The following is a 19,707-nucleotide window of genomic DNA, read 5'->3' on the forward strand; positions in this document are numbered from 1 at the left end:
TCATTCTATTAATAAACTTTTCTAGTCTTTATCGTAATTAATTTCTCTTCCTTCAGAGTCCAATTCTTCTAAATACTTTATTTTAAGAAAATCCTTACCATTATTCTGATCATTGCGATAGGAATCTTGCGCAGAAGCCTTATAGATATTTAAATATTGTTCCTTGCTCGGCACGAGAAATTCAACCTCTTCTTTGATATGAGTTAACTCATCTTCCTCTACACCAGCAAAATCATACAATGAGGAAATACTACCAAACTCTACATGCAGATCCTCCTTCTTAAATTCATGCTCGTGTCGATCAATTAATTCGTATCCTAACTTTTGCATCATAGAATAAATCTTCTCCCAATCATAAATCCGCTGATCATCAGGAGCCTCCCATCCTCGAGGATCTCCTTTAACATGAATATCTAAATCCGTCGGTTGCCAAGATCGACGTGTAATGTATTCTAATCCGACAGAACCCATTAAAGTTGGAATGATTCCAATTTTATTCAATTCTGCACAAATAATTAAAAATTCTCTATAATACTTATCCATTTTCTTTCTCCTGTTATTTTGTCAATCAGACTATAAAAAAACAAATTCCTTAGATAATCTACAGTCCTTTTGAGTTAAAAAATATTTTCGCATTTTTTATCATTATTTTCGTATTCTAATTTTAAATGTTTGAGGTGCTTTACGGTAAACCATGATTAAAGCAAAAACAATGTATAAAATCGAAATTGTAATAAAAATCGGCGCTACCCAAATCCCCCATCAGACTTTAAAATTTAGTAAACTTTCTTGTTTTTGACAAATCTATCCTCGTATTCTATCTGTTAAACAATTACTGTTATTATTTGTATTATACAACTGTTCCTTCATAAAAGGCACCCCACTTTTTCAAGCGAAGTGCCTGTCCTATGAGTAAAATCGGCTACTTCTGACATGAATAGTTTCTTAAAAGATACCTTTTTACTCTCTGCATTACTTTAATAAATGATCTAATTCTATTAGAAGTCTTGTCTTTAATTCTTCACGTTCTTCGGGTGAAGGCCGAGATGATTCATCGTACATTTTCTCCATCGGATACCACCACACAGGCCCTTTCCCGTTATTACCGTAATTTTCAATATCTCCTGCTACCCTAGGGAAAAGATGCCAATGAACATGACTATCTCCATTCCCTAGTAGTTCATAATTCATTTTCTCCGCATTAAAAGCGACTGCTACCGCTTCGCCTACCAGTGACATTTCTTCTAAAAATTTTAATTTGACTTCTTTCTTTAATTCATATAATTCTGTTACATGTTGCTTACCTAAAAATAGAGTATAACCTTCAAAATGTTGGTGGTCCCCTATCACCACATAACCTGTTTCTAATTCTTTAACGAAATTGGGATTAACTCCCTTCTTAATCATTTCTATTCTTTCACAAATAAGACACATATTGTTCTCCTTCCAGTTAATGATACCTACCTAAACGATCCAGCTACTCTATTCTGATTTTATGTTGAGTGACTGCTTAAAATCTAGTAATGTTTTGACGTATTCTTTTGGCAAATCATCATGAATATCATGCATGGACTGGAAACCTTCTATCAAGGTGCTCCCCTCAATTAATTCCTTTACTCTGTGCGCATCTTGCTCATCCATAGCAGAAATCAGCCATCCTTCTGACGTATAGTAAGACGGAGCCGTCTCCTTTGGCGGTGCCACATGAAGAACAAAAGTCGGACATTTGATCTGACGTAGTATAGCCTCCTGATCTAACCCACTGAAAAAACTAAAATCATAGAATGACTTTCCAAACTGTAAATCATAATCACCTGTACCGTCTTGCTGATTGGCTGTGATTTGTAATAACCTGTTGATGCCGAGTTCCGGTGGATAATACCAGATAACAGGTAGTTGACTTGGATCCTTCTTAAACTTCTTTAAAGCGGGTTCCGCCACAATCTGACTCCAATGATCCTTCCCCTCTTTATTGAAAAACATCTTCATCGGATTATTTTTGACTGAATATTCGAAATAAGTCATATTAGGTTTATTGGTTAAATAATCATTAATATTCTTAAAATCGATATAAGAAAAGGTGTCTTCTGCTCTTCCCTTCTCCGTTGAGAAAAAAGGGCCGTCTTCTAATACTATACCCTTGACCTGGTCTGGGTGAAAGGCTGCAACATAAGCCGTAATAAGCGCTCCTGATGAATGCCCAGAAAGAATCGCTGTTGCCTTGACTCTTTCCTTGATAAAGGAGGCAAGATCATCTCCAATCGTTTTGATATTATACAAACCAGCCTTTTTACTTGATTTACCGTGACCATAATAATCAGGAGCAAAAACATGAAAATGTTTAGACAATTCAGGTAACACTTTATGATAGTCTTTTGAATCAACCATTTGTCCATGTAATAATACTAGCTCTGGTCCGTTATCTGGCCCCTCCAAATAGTAAATTTCTCGCTCCCCTTCTAACCAATAAGTCTTTTCTTTAAAACCTAAACGAACCCCTTCTTTTTCCATAAACTTTTGACCAGTATAATCATAATTAAGATTTCTCCAAGCATATAAGCAAACGGCAAAGCATACAACGAGTCCACCTACGCCCAAAATTTTTAAAATTTTATACTTATTCACTCTCGAGGTCCTCCATAATATTTGTGAAAATGGTGGAGGCCGTTTCCCCATTAAGAATTGCCAGGCCTTTTTTCTCATCTCCAAGTATCAATACATTGTCCCCAGGCTGAATAGAGAATATTTCCCTTGCTTCCTTTGGAATCACTATCTGCCCTTTTGTTCCCACCTTTGCATTCCAAGCATGTAATGTTTTGTTTTGCTTACTTCTCAATTATTTTCCCTCCTTTTACGACTGACCAAAGTATGAAAAGTATGAATTTGCATACATTATATACTATCACTTTATTTTTAGCTACTTTTCTGTTTAGCTACATTGATCGTTTTGTATTTACTACATCTTCTTAGCTATGTCATCATACAACGAAATAAAAGAGCCTCTTACTTTTAAATAAGTAAAAGACCCTCACTATGATTTAAAATTTCCTACCTTCTAAATAAAAAATTAAAGCCATAGATTACTAACCACATCACTTTGCTAAGTATAAGTTAAACCCTTAATACATTAATATGTTCAGGTATTTCATATTGGCTAATATTAAAATTTGTATCGGTAATAATATTATTTATTTCATCCATAGAAACTACTTTAAACATTGCATTTTTATTAAACTTCGTATGATCAACCAAAATATATGATTCATTTGCCGCACGGATCATTCCTAATTTAGATGTGGCTACATCTAAATCGGATTGGAATATTCCAGAGGTTAAATCTACTGACATTACTCCAATAAAAGCCAGATCAACGTTGAAATTTTCATAAAACTTAAAATTAATCATACCTGAAGTTATCGTATTAAAATCATTGATAATATTACCCCCTGCAAAAATAAGATTGATATTTTTATTATCCTTTAAAATGTTATAAATAATAAAATCATTAATTATGACGGTCACATTTTTTAAACACCTCATCAATTTGGCTAACTCTCTTGTTGTAGTTCCACCATCAAGTATAAGACAGTCATTCTCTTCAATTATTTGGTAAGCCGCTTCAGCAATTCTTCTCTTCTCATCTATATATGATATGCTTCTCTCTTCATAACTTTCTTCTGCATATAGAACATTACTAATTGTTGCCCCGCCATGAACTCTTCTAACTAATCTTTTCGCGCTTAGTTCATTTAAATCCCTTCTAATTGTCATAGGTGTCACTTTAAATTTATTAACAAGCTCATTGACTGATACCATCTGATGCTCATATATATAGTTCAAAATATCCGTTTGTCGAATTTGTTTATTCATAATGTACACACCCTACACATAGATATCCTCCTCTTAAATGTTAAAAACATGTTCGATAAATGTTCTTTCTCTACAAAAAAAGAACATTTATATACAAATTTTCAATTAAAAATTTACCCAAGCTTTACCTTAAATTGAATATAAATTTACAATGAACTCTTATACTTAAATTATAAGTTTAAAAGTCAACTTTTGAAAGGAAGTGTTAATTCAGCCCCTTAATCTGTTTCCCTGCGACATTGACAATTAATAAAGAGGTAATAATATGACAATAATATCAGCCCACAGAGGATTTAGTGCAAAATTTCCTGAAAATACCCTAATTGCTTTTCAAAAAGCAATTGAAGTAGGCGCGGACAGTATTGAAATTGATGTTCACTTAACTAAAGATAATATTCCTGTTATTTGCCATGACGAAAGAATAAATCGAACTTCTGATGGTGAAGGTTATATTAAAGACTTTACAGTCGAAGAACTAAAACAATTTAATTTTTGTATATCTTTTTCTGATTACCTCGAATGGGCAGAAAAAGATGATCAGTACATAAGAATAATGACTTTAGAAGAGCTTCTCATTTGGTCTTTAAATCATAATTTTATATTAAACATTGAATTAAAAAACAATGTATTGGCATACAAAGGTTTAGAGGAAACCGTTGTAAAACTAATAAATCAATATCAACTACATAAAAGAGTGCTTATTAGCTCCTTTAATCACTATTCTCTTCAAAAAGTTAAACAACTTGATAAAAATATTAAAGTTGGTGCAATAGAATTTTCAAACATAATTAACCCTGGAGATTATTGCCATAAAAATGGCATTGATTACTATCATCCTAACTATGAATCAATAGATGAAAACAACATACAAAATTGCTTTGATAACAATATTCAAATTGTATCTGGAGTAGTTGATTCGCCTGAAAGAATAAAAGATTTATTAGCTTTAAATCTCTATATCATCACAACCAATCAACCGGAATTAGCCTATTCTATAAGAGAATTTAATCGAACCATAGATTAAAAATAAATACAAATATGTGAAGGAGAAATTTTATGAAATTTTTTAGTAAATTATTATTAAGTATTACTTCCTTATCACTAGTATCATTAGCTCCTGTCCAAGTTTTTGCACAAGAGGATAAAATTGAGATTGAATTTTGGTTCGCCAACGGCGGAAAAGTTGAAGAAGCTAATCAAGCTATTGTTGAAAATTTCAATAACTCACAAGATGAAATCCATGTGACTGCAACATTTCAAGGAAATTATGATGAACAATTCACAAAAACACAACAAGCTTTTGCAGCAAATGATCAACCAGAAATTTTTGTCATCGATACTCCATACTTGGAAGTCGCTAACGAAAATGGGATGTTAGAACCTATACAACCCTTAATCGAACGAGATAGCGAAGAAGTAAATTTTGAAGATTTTATTGAAGGTGTTCTTGGAAATTCTTATATAGAAGACGAACTCATGGGATTACCATATTTCAAATCCACACCTATTTTATATGTAAATAAAACATTATTAGACAAAACTGATTTCACTCTTGAAGATCTCGGGTCTTGGGAAGGTTTATCAGGAGCTATTCGTGCCATTGACAATGGTGATGATATTAACGGCATTACTATGCACCTTTATGATTGGATCTTTCAATCATTTTTAGAACAAGGTAACGGAACTGTTATGAATGAAGATAGAACAGAATATACTGTCAACAGTCAAGCCGGAGTCGAAGCCATGGATTTTATGAGAGAATTAGTTGAAGAAGAAGTCTGGAAAATTCCAGCTGGAGGAGAAACCGGAAGTTCTACATTCAGCGATTTTTCTGCAGGTGTTTCAGGATTCGCATTCTCATCTACAGCTGATTTAACTAACTATTTAGAAGCTGCTCAAGAAGGTGGATTTGAATTATCAGCAGTTATGTTACCAGAAAAAGAAAAACATAGTGTAGATGGAGGCGGTTGTCAAATTGTACTTGCGTCAGGATTAGACGAAGAACATAAAGAAGCAGCTTGGAAATTCATTAAATTTGCAACATCCGCAGAACAAAACTTTGTTAATTTAGAAATAACTGGTTATCTTCCAATACGCCATTCAACAGTTGAATTGAACGAGTATAAACAGTTAATAGAAGATCAACCGTTATACAAAGTTGCGTATGAACAATTAGAATTTGCTGGACCTGCTCCTCAACACCCAACTATTCAAGAAGCACACACAATATGGTTGGAAGAAATGGAACGTATGTTCAATGATCTAGAAAACATCTCCACGCAAGACGCTTTAGATCGAACAGTAGAAAGAGCTAATTTACTTCTAAATTAACAATTGGGGAGGCATAAAGTGGCAAAGATAACTTTAAAATCCATTTCAAAAACATACAACAAAAGTAAGGCCAATACTTTTAATCTTTTTAAGAAAAAGCGTTCTAGTGTATCAGATTTTGCAGTTAGAAATTTGTCAGTGGAGATCCCTGATGGTAGCTTCACTGCAATCATAGGTCCTTCAGGTTGTGGTAAATCCACAACCTTGAGGATGATAGCTGGCTTAGAGTCTGTTGATTCTGGTGAAGTATGGATTGGTGATCGTTTAATAAATAGTCTTCCCCCAGGAGATAGAAATATTTCAATGGTATTCCAAAACTATGCTCTCTATCCTATGATGACTGTTAAAGAAAACATTACTTTTGGTTTAGAAGAAAGTAATTTAACTCACAATGAAATGGAAGAGAGAACAAAAAAAGTAGCGGAAATAGTTGAATTAACGGAATTCTTAGATCGTAAACCTTCTCAGCTTTCTGGAGGACAGCAACAAAGGGTTGCTCTTGCTAGAGCCATCGCTAAAAATCCAGATCTTTATATCTTTGACGAGCCTCTTTCTAACTTAGATGCAAAGTTACGAACTGATATGCGATCAAGACTAATATCTATGCATGAACAACTACAGGCAACATTTATTTATGTTACTCATGATCAAATTGAGGCAATGTCAATGGCCGATCAAATTATTATTCTCAATGATGGTAAAGTAATGCAAATTGGTTCGCCCTATGAAGTGTATAATGATCCTTTTAATCTTTTTGTTGCAAACTTTATTGGAAACCCTGGAATGAATTTAATAGCACAGCTTAATGAACGAATAACTTGGGGATTTCGTCCTGAACGTGGCACTTTAATAACAGAAGATTTTTTCTCAAACGATTCAAAAGAAACCTACTTTCTTGATACAGAAATTAATTCCACACAGGCTATTTTAAATCCTAAATCTTTAATATCTAATTTTTTAATAGAAAGTAAGATCTTAACCCGAGAATATTTGGGCTCAGAGTTTCTGTATACCATTAATAATATTTTTGGTATACAAAAAGTTAAATCAGAAAACATATTTGATAAAAACCAAAATATTTTCCTCCATTTAAATCGAAAAGATCTATATTATTTTGATCAAAATGGGGATAGGATTAGAAATACGGAGGTAGAATAATGAAAAATAAAATAAAACCATATTTATTAATACTACCTTCTATTATTATTTTCCTCTTATTTAGTATACTCCCACTAATATACATGTTTTATTTAAGTATTCATAAAGGAAGTATTGTAAAACCAGCAATTGAGTTTATAGGATTTAAAAATTATCAAGAATTATTTTTGGATCCTTCTTTTATTGAAGCCATTCAAAATACTTTTTATTATGCAGGAATATTCGTTTTATCCATTGTATTAATCTCTATCCCACTTTCATTATGGCTTAGTAAAAATGGTTCTATTTATAAAATAACAACCAGTTTTATCTTCAGTCCTCATGTAACAGCAATCGTTTCAATTGCATTAATATTTACCTGGATAATGGATACAGAAAATGGAATTTTAAATTGGTTCTTACAACTAATAGGTCTTGAACCAATCGGCTGGCTAACCGATTCAAAAGTTGCACTTAATTCAGTAATTATCGTGGCCGTATGGAAGGGTATTGGATATTATACTTTGATTATGATGTCCTCCGTCACAAACTTACCTCAAAATATTTATGAAGCTTGTTCCATCGACAATATTCCAAAGCATAAAGTATTACGTCGAATAACCCTACCGCTACTTTCACCAACTATTTTCTTTATCATAATTGTTGCATTAATAAACAGTATACAAGTATTTGGCACTATAAATATCATGACTCAAGGTGGACCCGCTAATTCAACTACAACTCTAGTTTATTATTTATACGAACAAACCTTTAAATTTTCTGATATAGGGGGCGCTGCTGCTACAGGTATTATATTATTATTATTTCTAATGATATTAAGTATATTGTACTTTATTCTTTTCAGCAAACGTGTTCATTATAAGTAGGTGATTGAATGAAAAAAATAAATTTCACTAAAATTTTAGAGATTCTTTCAGCATTGGTATTTATTATCTTATTTGGATTCCCATTTATTTGGATGTTCTTCTCAAGCGTTAAATCTTCATCTGAAATTGTTGCGGTACCACCAACATTGTTTCCTCAACAATGGCAATTTGAGAATTTCATTGTTGCATGGAGATCCGGCCCATTTTTTAAATATACTATCAATAGTCTTATTGTTGCTTTATCAATTGTAGCTCTTCAATTGATAACCGTAATACCTGCTGCGTATGCCTATGCAAGATATGACTTCTTTGGCAAAAAATTCTTTTGGTATCTATCTTTATCTACCATGATGATACCAGGGACCTTAACTTTTTTACCTATCTACTTACTTTTTAGCTCTTTTGGTCTTATAAATACATTGTGGTCTTTGATTCTACCTTTTACATCTAGTATATTTGGAATATTTTTATTAAGACAATCGATCATGAGAATTCCAAATGAAATTATTGAAGCTGCTCAACTGGATAAAGCCGGTGAAGCTAAAATTATCCGAAGAATTGTTTTTCCAATGATTAAGCCATCAATTCTTACCATTTCTATGTTGACTTTTATTGGACGTTGGAATGATTATTTTTGGCCTTTGATGATGACAACAAAGGATGATGTCAGAACATTACCTATTGGTGTTACTGCTCTAGGAATGAGTGATGCACTTCCAGATTGGAATTTAGTCATGGCTGCAAATATTATTTTAGTTTTTCCAATTTTAGTAATCTATGTTCTAGCACAGAAACAAATTTTCCAAGCTTTTGTACCTGCAAATTAAAGTTATTTTTGATAAAGTTATCATATTTATTGTTACAGGATATCAATATATCCTGTTAAAAATAGAATCGAGGTTATTATGAAGAAACTTGACACTGTTATTTTTGATATGGATGGTTTAATGTTTGATACTGAAATCATTTCCTACCAAGCTAATCAACGGGCAGCTAATGAATTAGACATGGAATATAATTTAGAAATGTTTAAAAAGAATATCGGAATGAACGGCGAAGAAGAGTTGCGCTATATCCATCAACTCTTTCCAAATCATCCTTCGGTTGAAAAGTTCATTGAATTAAGTCAACATTATCAACATGAAGCAATCGCTCAACCAGAAAATATTATCCCTAAAAAAGGATTATTTGAATTATTAAACTTCTTAAAAGATAAAAATATTAATCTTATTATTGCCTCTAGTTCATTTGCTAACAAAATAGTAAGATATACAAAAATTTTTGAAATAGAAAGTTACTTCACAGCTTATGTTGCTGGGAATCAAGTCAAGAGAACTAAACCATTTCCTGACATATTCGAGAAAGCTTATAAGTTAAGTCAAGCTTCATCAAAAGACAGTGTCATTGTACTTGAAGACTCTAAAAATGGTGTTGTCGCTGCTAATAAGGCAGGATTAAAAACTATTATTGTTCCAGATTTAATAGAACCTGATTTAGAAATGAAAGAAATGGCTCTAGCAGTTTTAGAGGATTTATTTCAAGTCAAAGACTATCTCAAAACGAACTTCATTTAAATAAAAAACTAAACCTCGACAATTATAAAAGAAAATAGCCGAGGTTTTTTGTTTTTACATTATTATTATAAAAAGAATATCTTCAAATAAATTATTTTGAAATTCTGTTAATAGTAGTATTTATAAATATACAAAAAATCTTTTCAGATTTATTGATGATATTTATCACTAATATTCATCATTCATTCAATTCTTATCTAAGGATATTTTATTAGTGAATTTTCTCTCTCATAACTTTTTTATACAAGAATAACAGACATATAGTTACTTGATTAATACCATTCTATATATTCACATTTTTCCTAAAGTCTTTTCAGGAAGAAATATTCTTCATATTGATCTTCCTCGTTATGATAGTAACCTACCTGTTGATAGCCTAAAGCCTCATAAAACTCTTTTCCTTGCCAACTAAAAGTATCTAGCCTGATCGTATTGGCCCCAAGTTGCTTAGACCGTCGTTCCAATTCTTCCATTAAAATTTTCCCATACCCTTTTTTTCGATCAGCAGCATCCACAAATATGGTTGATAAATACATTATTTTAAAAGTTGTCATGGTGGCATCCAGCCCCGCAATGATCTTGCCATTCTCTTCAATCCCAATCGAAATGCTTCCATCAAGTTGATCAGGGATATAGTCTTTATCATATTCCTCTAAACGATTCTCAAGTTCTTCGATCTGTTCATTATTTAAATTAACGATTTCCATCTACTTCCCCTTCTTTCATCGGTCTTAATATAAAACAGCATTTTAAAACACATAAAAAATACCCATAGCCATTCCAAATGATTGAACACAAGAGATGGCTATGAGTTACAAAATATTCTCATTTTCTATAAGCTAATCATCATATTGACTTCATGGCAATCGGCTTCTTCCACTCTATCCATTTCTACAAAAGCGATTTTCTCATATAAGCCTTTAGCAATCTCATTGCCATAAGTATAAGTGGTCGTCATTCTTTTCGCCTGGTAATGAGTTTTCATTATATCTATTAATGTCTTAAGTGACTCATATCCCAATTTTTTACCTTGAAAATTCCTATCGATGGCAAAATTCCATAGAAACCATGAGTCTTTTGCAAATTGCTTAACCATAGCGAACCCAATCAAATATTGATCATCATAAATATCAAAAGCGATCACATTCTCTTCTTGACATCCGCTTTTAATTCTTTGAGGCGCTGAGATCTGTTTCCACTGATGTTCTTCTAGACTAATTTTTATGGCATTCGACTTTCTTAAATGGATCGTCATCTTTTCTCCTCTTTATAAAGTGATTTTTCCTCAAATAACTATTTTCAGACTAACAGATGCCTCAATCACAAATAAATATCCCACTCTTTGATAAATATTTAAAGCCTCTTCCTGCTTGTCAGTCTCTAAAATACGTCTAGATTCCTAATTCTTCCATAATGGTTCTGATTTGATGGAGCTTCTCTGCTTCTTCCTTGTCACCGAAGGAAACATCTTTAGAAATATTACCATCTTTTAGAAAGAGAACGCGACTCCCTTTTGATGCCACTGTTGCATCGTGAGTAACAAGTATAATGGTCATTCCTGCCTGGTTAAGCTCAAGAAAAATTGCTAATATTTCATCTGCTGTTTTAGAATTTAAGGCTCCTGTTGGTTCATCAGCAAATAATACTTGAGGGTTATTCATTAAGGCCCTAGCAATTCCTGCTCTTTGCAGTTGGCCACCTGAGACTTCTTGCAAATTCCGATCCGCTAATTCTTTTATCCCGAGTTTATCCATAATATCGAGCGCTCGATTTCTTAAGGCGGTTGTGTTATTTTCGCCCATTGCTGGAAGAAGAATATTATCAAATAGGGTTAAATTGGATAGAAAAGTCGAATTTTGAAAGACAAATCCAATCCTTTTTCTTCTGAAGTCGCTCAAATCGTTCATTTTTAAGGTCGAAAGTTCGGTCCCCAACAAGTTTACATCCCCACTATCAATCTTATCTAAAGATGAAAGTAAATAAAGAAGAGTAGATTTGCCCGAGCCTGAAGGGCCCATAATCGATACAAATTCACCCTTGACAATATTTAAATCGATCTCTTTGAGTACGGCTGTCTGACCATCATAACTTTTACTAATACTGTTGGCACTTAATATCTGAGTCTTCATCTTCCATTCCTAACCTTTCTTGATTGAATAAAACCATATTTTTCAATACCTTTGAGTCCTAGCAACGTTGCCATTATACTTGCCAGAGTAATAATAACCATACTCATTAACAATCCTTTTCCACCAATAGAAGCAAATTTTAAATTACCCGTTCCAAGTAAGGCAAATAAGGATGCAATTATTTTTTGACCTAATGTCTTCGTCAAGATCATGGTTAAGATGATAGAAAACAACAACACAATCAGATTTCTTAAAAAATAGTCTTTTTTCAGAAACCCCCAAGAAATTCCTACCGCATTCATACTCGCTAATTTAGCTTTTTCTTTTTCTAATACCATCATAAGAAATAAATAGGTAATTAAGAAAACAATGACCCCTGCTGAAACAGCTGCTGTGGTATAGGCGACACTAAGTGTCTCTAAGGTCGATTTCAATGTATCCCTCATAAAGTTTACAATGGACCTAATTCTTAATGTCTCATTCTTTTGATATTTATTAATAAATTCTTGCTCAGTGTATCCCTCTTTCAAATTAATATAGCAAGTCATCGCCATAAAATCTTCTGGCTTCTTTTCAAAATTAACTTTTGCGGTTTTGCCTCCGTTTGTTATATCTGAATAAATACCCGATACCGTTAGCGTCCCATCCTTCTCAGTCACTACTTGATCCCCTATCTTCCAATTCATATCTTCTGCCACAAATTTTGATATGGCTATTTCATGACTAGCGGGACCTTTTCCTTCAAGATAATTAAGATTAAATAAATCATGATCGCCTTCGACGGTATTGATTGCCGTTAGTTTATTCTCATGATCTTTAACTTGAAGCATAAAATTATAATAGGCCCCAATAGTTTCGATACTCGAATCTTGATCAAATTCTCGTAATAGATTATGCTGATCATTCTCCGAACTTCCAGCAAAAACAATATCCGCTCGCAAATCAGCAGAAGCAATCCCCAGATTCATCGCAAAATCCTTATTCCCAACCATATCTAATACGGTTGAAGGAACTGCAATCATAAAAACAGATAAAGTAATCAATAGCATCAAAGGAAAGTAAACCTTGAAAGAGGACAATAAATTATTAAGGGTAAAAGCTCCTGGTCGGGCAGAAACTTTGATAAAAGAAGGCTTTTCACTTCCCTCAAATTCTCCTCTCAGAACCTTCACAGGCTCGATCTTCTTGATTCTATTCAACATTTTTTTGATGAATAAATAAAGACCGGTTATCAGAATCAATAAAGGCAACATTGAGTAGATTAAAATTCGACTCGTTTCTTGATTTTTCCCAAAACTTTCATAGACATTCGTTAAATATAAAGATTGGCTCATATGAGCCACGATATACCCTAAAATGCAAGCAGGAATAGTAATTAGCAAATACTGTTTTTCATAGATCGAACTGATAACTTTCTCTCTGATTCCAATCGACTTCATGATGCCAATCTCATGAATATCTTCATACAGGCAGGATTTTATCGTTAAATTCATCGCTAATAATGAAATAAGTAAAGCCACAATGGAAGTAAAAAAAGTAATGATAATACCGATTCCTTCCGTAATAGAATTCATTAATTTGAATAAAGGATAGGTCACGGAAGGACCATTGGATGGCAGTCCCTCTGAAGCGTAAGCTGTCTGAAAGTCGGTAATTTTTGTATCATCCTTCAGCCGATACTCGATTAAGTATTCCAGCGTTCCTTTGTCTTTTAATTGATCAAAATCCTGCTTAGATACTAAGAATCTTTTAGAGGACGCCAGAGGTGAGCTCATTTGTGAGTCTCTTAGAATTCCAGCGACCTTAAATTTCGTACCTGCGATGGTTAACTGACCTCCAACTCTAATTCTATCCCGATACATATTGGGAATATAGATCTGACCTTCCTCAACCACTAATCTATCATTATTGTCATCAAGAAGATAATCAAATTTCATATCATCTGCAACGACGCCGTTATCTTGCGAAGTTCCCGTAAGGTTGCCCGATTCTGTCTCAATCTCTTGCTCATTGAAATTGTACACTTCCATCAATTGAAATAAATCGACATTTACCATGCGCTCATTGAAAGTTTCAAAGTCTTTCCTATCTAATTCACCTCGATGCATTTGTAAAACATGAGGGGTTTCCGCATTTTGCATAACCTTTTCTACCGAATAAAAAACATTCAATCCTAAATTAGCAGAGACTGTCATTAATAATGATGACATAAAAATAAAAAATCCAATGATACCATAACTCAATTTATTCTTATTTATATTCCCCAATACGATCTTTTTTTTCATCATTTTTATTCCTGTCATTTATTTATTCCGAACCGACAGCTTGTCGGTTCCCCTTTATTTTAATTTAATTTTTAATGAAATGCAAGCTGCAAAATCAGAGAATATCTTTCGATCGATTCAAAAATCCTTCCTAAATCATTTTACTTTTTCAAATCAGTAATTTAAGAGTATAAATTTTTAATGATATAAATCCTTTGTTGACTGCTGTTTTATCGCTTTCATAAAGTTATTAAGAATATTTAATAGAATAAATGATTGCATTTTATCACTGCTTCACCAACTAATGATAACTAGACTGGTTACTACTTGGCTTATCACTCAAATGAAAACAAGGATTGGTCGTCTAATACTATTCCGACGTCAAAAAAGAGCATTTGAAAGGTTCTTCCCTAATGGATTCCTTCAAACACTCATATATATCGATCATTCTTCTTAACTATTTAATAATTCAACTAATCATTATAACTTTAGATGACTTTTCTACCTTTCTTGTAGATTTGAAAGCTGGTCATACTTTCTATAATTTTTATGATTTTTAACAGTCAACCATGATAGCCATAATAAAATAATGAGAATTAGGATAGCCAGAAACATTTCTTTTGTACCCGATGTATTAAAAGGATTGACAGCAGATAAAATAAATAAAATCATTAGCATTAACCCACCCTGTAAATAATCATTTCGATTTTTCTTATATTGTAAAGCCATATCTCTATAATCTATAAATAGTTCTTCTTTTAAGCTATTTATTCTCCATCTAATGTTTTTTCTTTCGATTTTTTTCTTCTAAATATTGTTCATAAGCTTTTCTCTTTTTCGTTTGTAATAAATACCTTTCAAATAACGTTTCTTCTAAATCCCCATCTTTAATAGCATTTTTGATTGCACAGCCTGGTTCACTCTGATGCTTACAATCATTAAACTTGCACCTCAAAGAGAGATTTTCAATCTCTTCAAATAAAACAGCTGTATTAATTTCACGTGAGGTTTCTATTCCTTTAAATCCTGGACTATCTATTAAATACGAATTAGTTTTCTTCACATAATAAAGTTGAGAACTAGTGGTTGTATGTTTACCCTTACCATCTCTTCGGACCTTACGCGTAGAAATGTCATCACGACCTAACAAATTATTCACTAATGAAGATTTACCTGCTCCAGATGCTCCAACCAAAATAGCGGTCTTTTCTTCCTTAATCAACTGATATACATTTTTTAAACTCTCTTCATTATATATTGAGTAAGCAATTACACGAAGCTGTGGGTATACACTTCTAATTTGCTTCAAGATTAAATCCGTCTCCTTTGTAAAGTCACTTTTTGTAATGAGTACGTGAACATCTTCTGACATTCCAGAAAAGACTAACACATAACGCTCAAATTTACTTAGAGTAAACCTTTGGTCTGCCGCAATCAAAATAAAAAGCTGATCCACATTGGTTGCTAGTACTTGTTCTTCTATTTGAGTCGTATTATATGCCTTTTGAGTGGTGTTATATGCCTTTGAAATGATATTTTTTCTTGGTAGACTCTGCCTTATATATACCTCTCCCTCAAAAATCATATACTCAACAAAATCTCCAACATAAAATTTCTGTCCATTTGTGATAGTAACCGTCATTCGTTCATTCAAAACATTTACTAGACCGTATACATTTCGATTTTTGGTAATCACTCTTGACACATTTTGACTATTCAAATGATTTTCTTTGCAAAAACTTTTAATTTCAAAATCCATAATTTCTCCTTTTCATCAAAAAACTCATCTTCAAAATTCTCTCAGTCTGTTAGTCACGACCACAAAGAAAATTTCAAAAATGAGTCCATCATAATAAATTAAGTTTTATGCAAAGTTCAGCATGAGATTAATGAAAAGTTCTTTGTATTTTATATTTTTCATCGTCTCACCCTCTCTAGATAGACAGATTCTAACGCCCTATCTCTATCATCATTATATCAAAAATGTTAAATGATATCTACTATTCTATATACTAATCAGCTTATCTATCTTTAATAAAAAAATTCAAACACATTCATATCGTCTTATATTTTTAAATATACTATCTAAAAGATTCTTTAAAAAATAACACACCTAAACTAAAATTTTTACCACGCAAAAGAAACTAATTAATTAATGTAAAAATTAAATCTCCCCCCAAAATTTTGACCAGAGAGATGAGTACACTTGGGATAAGCGTGTTACTCTTATTTTATTTCATCAATAAAGCGGTCAATAATACTCAATAGCGGAAATTTCTCCGTCGAAATATTCAAACTTTTCGCCCTCAATCAGCCAACTGGCAATAAAACGTGTTGGAACTTTAATTCCCTGCTCGTTAACTTGATAATCTTGACATTCTGCTATCCAAGTTCGATAAGTAGTATTTCCTTTGGCATCCACATTCGGACGCTGTTCCGTCGTAAAGCGAACCATTTCGCCCGCCTCGTTAAACTCAAAAACACCTTCTAATTGCTCATTCTTATGAGTAATAGTAGCTGAGACACGCTTACGATCTAACATTTTAAAATTAATCGCATCATTAAATAACGCATTCGGCATCAAGAACACTTCTGACAGATAGGTTAACATTTCCCCCTGTTTTAAGTGGTCTCCTTCCTGTTTAAACAACTTAAATCGATTCAATAGTTCCCCTTGCATACTTGCTTCATGGTCCAGAAAGATATCATAGCCATTAAACTTCAGAGAATACAACTGACTCTCAATATAAGCAATTCGCTTAGAAGCTAGGCAACTTTCCGTCACATCATAATCGATCGTCATTTTAGGCTTATCTCTGTCCAAATAAAAATCAGCCCCTTTAAAAAATGGCTCTGTTAAAGTTAGTTGTTGATAATTGAACTAACTACATTAGGGTTGGTGATGATTGTGAGAGCGACTGAAATCCTTAAAGCCATTCAAAAACTAAATCCCGCAGAGAAGCACAGATTGCGTGAATATTTAATTGATGCACTAAGAGCATCAAGTTCGACTGGAACCGTTCTTCACGAAATATCTGAACGTAAGAATAAGAATGGGTATGAATGTCCTGATTGTACATCAGAACATATTGTTCGCTTCGGTAAATATACAACAATCGTTGATGGTGAAGAAGTTAAAAAGCAACGCTATCGCTATAAGGCTTGTAAAAAGACATTTACCGACCTCACAAATACCGTTCTCTATCGAACTCGTCACCTTAACCAGTGGATTAAATTTATTGAGTGTATGATTGAAGGTTATTCTCTTCGGAAGTCTGCTAACTTAATCGGCAACATTACTCACGTCACTTTATTTTATTGGAGGCACAAACTATTATCATCGTTAAAGCAAATGGAAATACCAAATTTTGAAGGTATCGTTGAAATGGACGAGACCTATTTCTTGTACTCAGAAAAAGGACAAAGAAAAATTAAAGGTAGAAAACCTCGCAAACGTGGTGGTTCAGCAAAGAAACGTGGCATAAGTAATGAACAAGTGTGTGTATTAGTTGCAAGAGACCGTGACAAGACCACTATTTCGCAGATATTAGGTATGGGTAGATTAACGAAAGTACAGTTAGATAAAGCCATCGGGCATAAGCTTTCAAATGAAAATATACTATGCACGGATTCTTGGCGTGCATTTAAAACATATGCTGCTGAAAAGGGAATGGATATTTACCAATTCAAGTCCGATGGTAAAATTCGTACAAAGGGGCTTTACCACATCCAGAACGTGAATAATTATCATAGAAGACTAAAAGGTTGGATACAACGATTTAATGGTGTTGCGACCAAGTATTTAAACAATTACCTTGCTTGGTTTCAGGTCTTAGAAAGTATCCAACATCAAAGAAATGAAGTAACAATGAATGATTTGATAATCAGAGGGAATTTAGTACAGAATTCAGAAACTTATGATACAATTAGGTTAACTAAATTTGCTGTTTAAACAGTGTTTCTTATTCAACTAACGGGGCAGGATAGTGGAAGAAGCAAATTTTCTGAAGAAGGAGATTTAATATGGCAAAGCGATGGGGATTTACGTATCTATTTTGTAACGATTTGAAGAAAATGAAGTGGTTTTACTCAGATATACTACAGTTAAACCTCATATGGGATGATGAAGGTTCGATTGCATTTAAGATTGGTGAACACCAATTAAGTATAGATTACAATGAAGATTTTAATCCACCATCAAATAAGTTTGCCATTCAACCAGGTTGGCAAGGTGGAACAGAACCTAGAATAGGTTGGTCTTTAGAGTGTGATAGAGAAGATTTTAATGACATTGTCCATTCCATATTAAGTAATCAAATACCAAGATATTTTATTGAGCCAAAATGGAAAGGGTATTGGAGTTTTCCTGTTTTAGATCCAATGAATCATACGATAGAAATTACTTGTACAGAAAAAGATCTTCACCTATAAATCTTTAAGTGAAACAAGCTGTTTAACTTATTTACATTTTTCATAAACGGGTGCTTTAGTTGATTAAAACATTATTATTTAATAGAACTTCCAGAAAAATGGAAGTTCTAATTTTTTACCTTATATCAACAATAAACTTTAACATAGCCTAAAAAATAAACGGATACCATTCATTTTTTTTTGACCTAAATAACCCATTTTTTGAAGATATTCTATTATCGGTTGCGGGAACTCAGCCAATTCATCTAAGTTAAACTTTCCTTGCTCAGTTTGTCGATGATTGAAAAAATAGTCCTCTTGATCTTTTTGATATTTGTCACGCATTTTAGACGGTAAACGACTCAAGATCAGTACTCCGCCAATAATCATGATGAGCATAATCAGAACTACTTTAGCATATTTCATCCACTTGTCCCTCCAAGTATTCAATATTTTCTGTTAATCGCTGATAAAATTTGAGAAAGCTTTGAATCTCCTGCTGCGAAAAATCTTGAAACAAGATAGCCAAAGTCTTGTCATATTTCGCTCCCATTTCCTGACCGTACTGATAAGCCTTGTCAAGAACGTGAATGTACTGCGAATTATTAACCCCCTCCTCAAACATTATAAATCCTTTCTCTTCAAGCATACTTGCAAGTTTCTTTATATTTTGTCTAGAACATCCCATCAATTTACCCAATTCCGTAAAGTTCATTTTCTCCTCACTATGCATCACTAGGGCTAAAAGTAGCCATTGCTTCATCGTAATCTCAACCTGGAGCTTCTCACAAACTGAAGTCAAACGCTTCTCCACCATAAAAATACTAGCAAATAATTCTTTTATTTCTGCTTCCATCTTGCTCTCCTTTATTCACCCTGTGGTAACTAGTTACTGCTCATAGTATATCTTAGATTTTCCCGCTAGTAAAACTTTTGACCACTCCATACCTATAAAAATATTTAGAGATAATTTCTTCTTACTAGATAGCCCGAACTGAACCTTCAAAAACAAAGTCACAATTCAAATTTTAAAGAGTTTCTAGATCATTACTGCTTCTACTATAAAGCAGGTACGGTTCATTTGATCCTCCCCATACAAAGTGTT

21 protein-coding genes and 1 pseudogene are annotated in these 19,707 nt (G+C 33.1%); 8 read left to right on the forward strand and 14 right to left on the reverse strand.

Annotated elements, in window-relative coordinates:
• Positions 1-21: 21 nt before the first annotated feature.
• From HZY91_RS04595 to HZY91_RS04615, 5 genes are all read right to left on the reverse strand, one after another.
• Positions 22-543 carry a phosphoribosylanthranilate isomerase gene (locus HZY91_RS04595; protein WP_197115089.1) on the reverse strand — a complete coding sequence of 174 codons (522 nt, stop codon included), beginning with the start codon at positions 541-543 and terminating at the stop codon, positions 22-24.
• Between the two features lie 429 nt (positions 544-972).
• Positions 973-1,434, reverse strand: a complete 462-nt coding sequence (locus HZY91_RS04600) for an HIT family protein (RefSeq protein ID WP_197115090.1) — start codon at positions 1,432-1,434, stop codon at positions 973-975.
• 48 nt (positions 1,435-1,482) lie between these two features.
• On the reverse strand, positions 1,483-2,625 hold the full coding sequence (locus HZY91_RS04605; RefSeq protein WP_328751939.1) for an alpha/beta fold hydrolase: 1,143 nt from the start codon (positions 2,623-2,625) through the stop codon (positions 1,483-1,485).
• A complete protein-coding gene (locus HZY91_RS04610; protein ID WP_197115092.1) occupies positions 2,618-2,836 on the reverse strand; it encodes an AbrB/MazE/SpoVT family DNA-binding domain-containing protein in 219 nt (72 codons plus the stop codon). The genes HZY91_RS04605 and HZY91_RS04610 overlap by 8 nt, the downstream gene beginning before the upstream one ends.
• A 275-nt stretch (positions 2,837-3,111) precedes the next feature.
• Positions 3,112-3,870, reverse strand: a complete 759-nt coding sequence (locus tag HZY91_RS04615; RefSeq protein WP_197115093.1) for a DeoR/GlpR family DNA-binding transcription regulator — start codon at positions 3,868-3,870, stop codon at positions 3,112-3,114.
• A 265-nt stretch (positions 3,871-4,135) separates the two neighbouring features.
• Here HZY91_RS04615 and HZY91_RS04620 point away from each other — a divergent pair, with 265 nt between their 5' ends.
• The 6 genes from HZY91_RS04620 (at position 4,136) to HZY91_RS04645 (ending at position 9,799) form a co-directional block, all read left to right on the forward strand.
• Positions 4,136-4,894, forward strand: a complete 759-nt coding sequence (locus HZY91_RS04620) for a glycerophosphodiester phosphodiesterase family protein (protein ID WP_197115094.1) — start codon at positions 4,136-4,138, stop codon at positions 4,892-4,894.
• 32 nt (positions 4,895-4,926) lie between these two features.
• Positions 4,927-6,201: an ABC transporter substrate-binding protein gene (locus tag HZY91_RS04625; protein ID WP_197115095.1), complete on the forward strand. Its 1,275-nt coding sequence runs from the start codon at positions 4,927-4,929 to the stop codon at positions 6,199-6,201.
• Positions 6,202-6,219: 18 nt separating this feature from the next.
• The gene (locus HZY91_RS04630; protein ID WP_197115096.1) at positions 6,220-7,359 is read left to right on the forward strand and encodes an ABC transporter ATP-binding protein; all 1,140 of its coding nucleotides are present in this window, start codon (positions 6,220-6,222) and stop codon (positions 7,357-7,359) included.
• Positions 7,359-8,225, forward strand: coding sequence for a carbohydrate ABC transporter permease (locus tag HZY91_RS04635; RefSeq protein WP_197115097.1), 867 nt, complete (start codon positions 7,359-7,361; stop codon positions 8,223-8,225). Before HZY91_RS04630 ends, HZY91_RS04635 begins: the two co-directional genes overlap by 1 nt.
• A gap of 8 nt (positions 8,226-8,233) precedes the next feature.
• A complete protein-coding gene (locus HZY91_RS04640) occupies positions 8,234-9,052 on the forward strand; it encodes a carbohydrate ABC transporter permease (RefSeq protein WP_197115098.1) in 819 nt (272 codons plus the stop codon).
• A gap of 78 nt (positions 9,053-9,130) precedes the next feature.
• Positions 9,131-9,799, forward strand: a complete 669-nt coding sequence (locus HZY91_RS04645; protein WP_197115099.1) for an HAD family hydrolase — start codon at positions 9,131-9,133, stop codon at positions 9,797-9,799.
• A gap of 302 nt (positions 9,800-10,101) precedes the next feature.
• On the opposite strand, the gene HZY91_RS04650 is transcribed toward HZY91_RS04645, so the two are convergent.
• From HZY91_RS04650 to HZY91_RS04680, 7 genes and pseudogenes are all read right to left on the reverse strand, one after another.
• Complete coding sequence (locus HZY91_RS04650; RefSeq protein ID WP_197115100.1) at positions 10,102-10,506, reverse strand: GNAT family N-acetyltransferase; 405 nt, start codon at positions 10,504-10,506, stop codon at positions 10,102-10,104.
• A gap of 125 nt (positions 10,507-10,631) precedes the next feature.
• Positions 10,632-11,054 carry a GNAT family N-acetyltransferase gene (locus HZY91_RS04655; protein WP_197115101.1) on the reverse strand — a complete coding sequence of 141 codons (423 nt, stop codon included), beginning with the start codon at positions 11,052-11,054 and terminating at the stop codon, positions 10,632-10,634.
• Between the two features lie 136 nt (positions 11,055-11,190).
• A complete protein-coding gene (locus HZY91_RS04660) occupies positions 11,191-11,928 on the reverse strand; it encodes an ABC transporter ATP-binding protein (protein WP_197115102.1) in 738 nt (245 codons plus the stop codon).
• The gene (locus HZY91_RS04665; protein ID WP_197115103.1) at positions 11,925-14,213 is read right to left on the reverse strand and encodes an FtsX-like permease family protein; all 2,289 of its coding nucleotides are present in this window, start codon (positions 14,211-14,213) and stop codon (positions 11,925-11,927) included. Before HZY91_RS04665 ends, HZY91_RS04660 begins: the two co-directional genes overlap by 4 nt.
• A 480-nt stretch (positions 14,214-14,693) precedes the next feature.
• The gene (locus HZY91_RS04670) at positions 14,694-14,870 is read right to left on the reverse strand and encodes a hypothetical protein (protein ID WP_197115104.1); all 177 of its coding nucleotides are present in this window, start codon (positions 14,868-14,870) and stop codon (positions 14,694-14,696) included.
• 100 nt (positions 14,871-14,970) lie between these two features.
• A complete protein-coding gene (gene rsgA, locus HZY91_RS04675; RefSeq protein ID WP_197115105.1) occupies positions 14,971-15,951 on the reverse strand; it encodes a ribosome small subunit-dependent GTPase A in 981 nt (326 codons plus the stop codon).
• A 492-nt stretch (positions 15,952-16,443) separates the two neighbouring features.
• Positions 16,444-17,019, reverse strand: a pseudogene (locus HZY91_RS04680) (DUF6544 family protein); the annotation flags it as partial.
• 81 nt (positions 17,020-17,100) lie between these two features.
• Between HZY91_RS04680 and HZY91_RS04685 the strand changes: the two are divergent.
• Together HZY91_RS04685 and HZY91_RS04690 are read left to right on the forward strand one after the other, a co-directional pair.
• Positions 17,101-18,144 carry an IS1595-like element ISBsp6 family transposase gene (locus HZY91_RS04685; RefSeq protein ID WP_197115258.1) on the forward strand — a complete coding sequence of 348 codons (1,044 nt, stop codon included), beginning with the start codon at positions 17,101-17,103 and terminating at the stop codon, positions 18,142-18,144.
• Between the two features lie 71 nt (positions 18,145-18,215).
• Positions 18,216-18,623, forward strand: coding sequence for a VOC family protein (locus HZY91_RS04690; protein WP_147667900.1), 408 nt, complete (start codon positions 18,216-18,218; stop codon positions 18,621-18,623).
• Positions 18,624-18,761: 138 nt separating this feature from the next.
• Here the strand turns inward: HZY91_RS04690 and HZY91_RS04695 are convergent, their stop codons facing one another.
• Positions 18,762-19,028: a hypothetical protein gene (locus HZY91_RS04695; protein ID WP_197115107.1), complete on the reverse strand. Its 267-nt coding sequence runs from the start codon at positions 19,026-19,028 to the stop codon at positions 18,762-18,764.
• The gene (locus HZY91_RS04700) at positions 19,015-19,458 is read right to left on the reverse strand and encodes a MarR family winged helix-turn-helix transcriptional regulator (RefSeq protein ID WP_197115108.1); all 444 of its coding nucleotides are present in this window, start codon (positions 19,456-19,458) and stop codon (positions 19,015-19,017) included. The genes HZY91_RS04695 and HZY91_RS04700 overlap by 14 nt, the downstream gene beginning before the upstream one ends.
• Positions 19,459-19,707 lie beyond the last annotated feature (249 nt).

This window comes from Facklamia lactis (genome assembly GCF_015863205.1).
Taxonomy (GTDB): domain Bacteria; phylum Bacillota; class Bacilli; order Lactobacillales; family Aerococcaceae; genus Facklamia; species Facklamia lactis.

Bases quoted from the DNA above. Each gene is read 5' to 3' on its own strand.
- HZY91_RS04600 (WP_197115090.1), bottom strand. From the start codon at position 1,434: ATGTGTCTTATTTGTGAAAGAATAGAAATGATTAAGAAGGGAGTTAAT.
- HZY91_RS04620 (WP_197115094.1), top strand. From the start codon at position 4,136: ATGACAATAATATCAGCCCACAGAGGATTTAGTGCAAAATTTCCTGAA.
- HZY91_RS04595 (WP_197115089.1), bottom strand. From the start codon at position 543: ATGGATAAGTATTATAGAGAATTTTTAATTATTTGTGCAGAATTGAAT.
- HZY91_RS04670 (WP_197115104.1), bottom strand. From the start codon at position 14,870: ATGCTAATGATTTTATTTATTTTATCTGCTGTCAATCCTTTTAATACA.
- HZY91_RS04665 (WP_197115103.1), bottom strand. From the start codon at position 14,213: ATGAAAAAAAAGATCGTATTGGGGAATATAAATAAGAATAAATTGAGT.
- HZY91_RS04615 (WP_197115093.1), bottom strand. From the start codon at position 3,870: ATGAATAAACAAATTCGACAAACGGATATTTTGAACTATATATATGAG.
- rsgA (WP_197115105.1), bottom strand. From the start codon at position 15,951: ATGGATTTTGAAATTAAAAGTTTTTGCAAAGAAAATCATTTGAATAGT.
- HZY91_RS04635 (WP_197115097.1), top strand. From the start codon at position 7,359: ATGAAAAATAAAATAAAACCATATTTATTAATACTACCTTCTATTATT.
- HZY91_RS04645 (WP_197115099.1), top strand. From the start codon at position 9,131: ATGAAGAAACTTGACACTGTTATTTTTGATATGGATGGTTTAATGTTT.
- HZY91_RS04655 (WP_197115101.1), bottom strand. From the start codon at position 11,054: ATGACGATCCATTTAAGAAAGTCGAATGCCATAAAAATTAGTCTAGAA.
- HZY91_RS04690 (WP_147667900.1), top strand. From the start codon at position 18,216: ATGGCAAAGCGATGGGGATTTACGTATCTATTTTGTAACGATTTGAAG.
- HZY91_RS04650 (WP_197115100.1), bottom strand. From the start codon at position 10,506: ATGGAAATCGTTAATTTAAATAATGAACAGATCGAAGAACTTGAGAAT.
- HZY91_RS04640 (WP_197115098.1), top strand. From the start codon at position 8,234: ATGAAAAAAATAAATTTCACTAAAATTTTAGAGATTCTTTCAGCATTG.
- HZY91_RS04700 (WP_197115108.1), bottom strand. From the start codon at position 19,458: ATGGAAGCAGAAATAAAAGAATTATTTGCTAGTATTTTTATGGTGGAG.
- HZY91_RS04660 (WP_197115102.1), bottom strand. From the start codon at position 11,928: ATGAAGACTCAGATATTAAGTGCCAACAGTATTAGTAAAAGTTATGAT.
- HZY91_RS04695 (WP_197115107.1), bottom strand. From the start codon at position 19,028: ATGAAATATGCTAAAGTAGTTCTGATTATGCTCATCATGATTATTGGC.
- HZY91_RS04625 (WP_197115095.1), top strand. From the start codon at position 4,927: ATGAAATTTTTTAGTAAATTATTATTAAGTATTACTTCCTTATCACTA.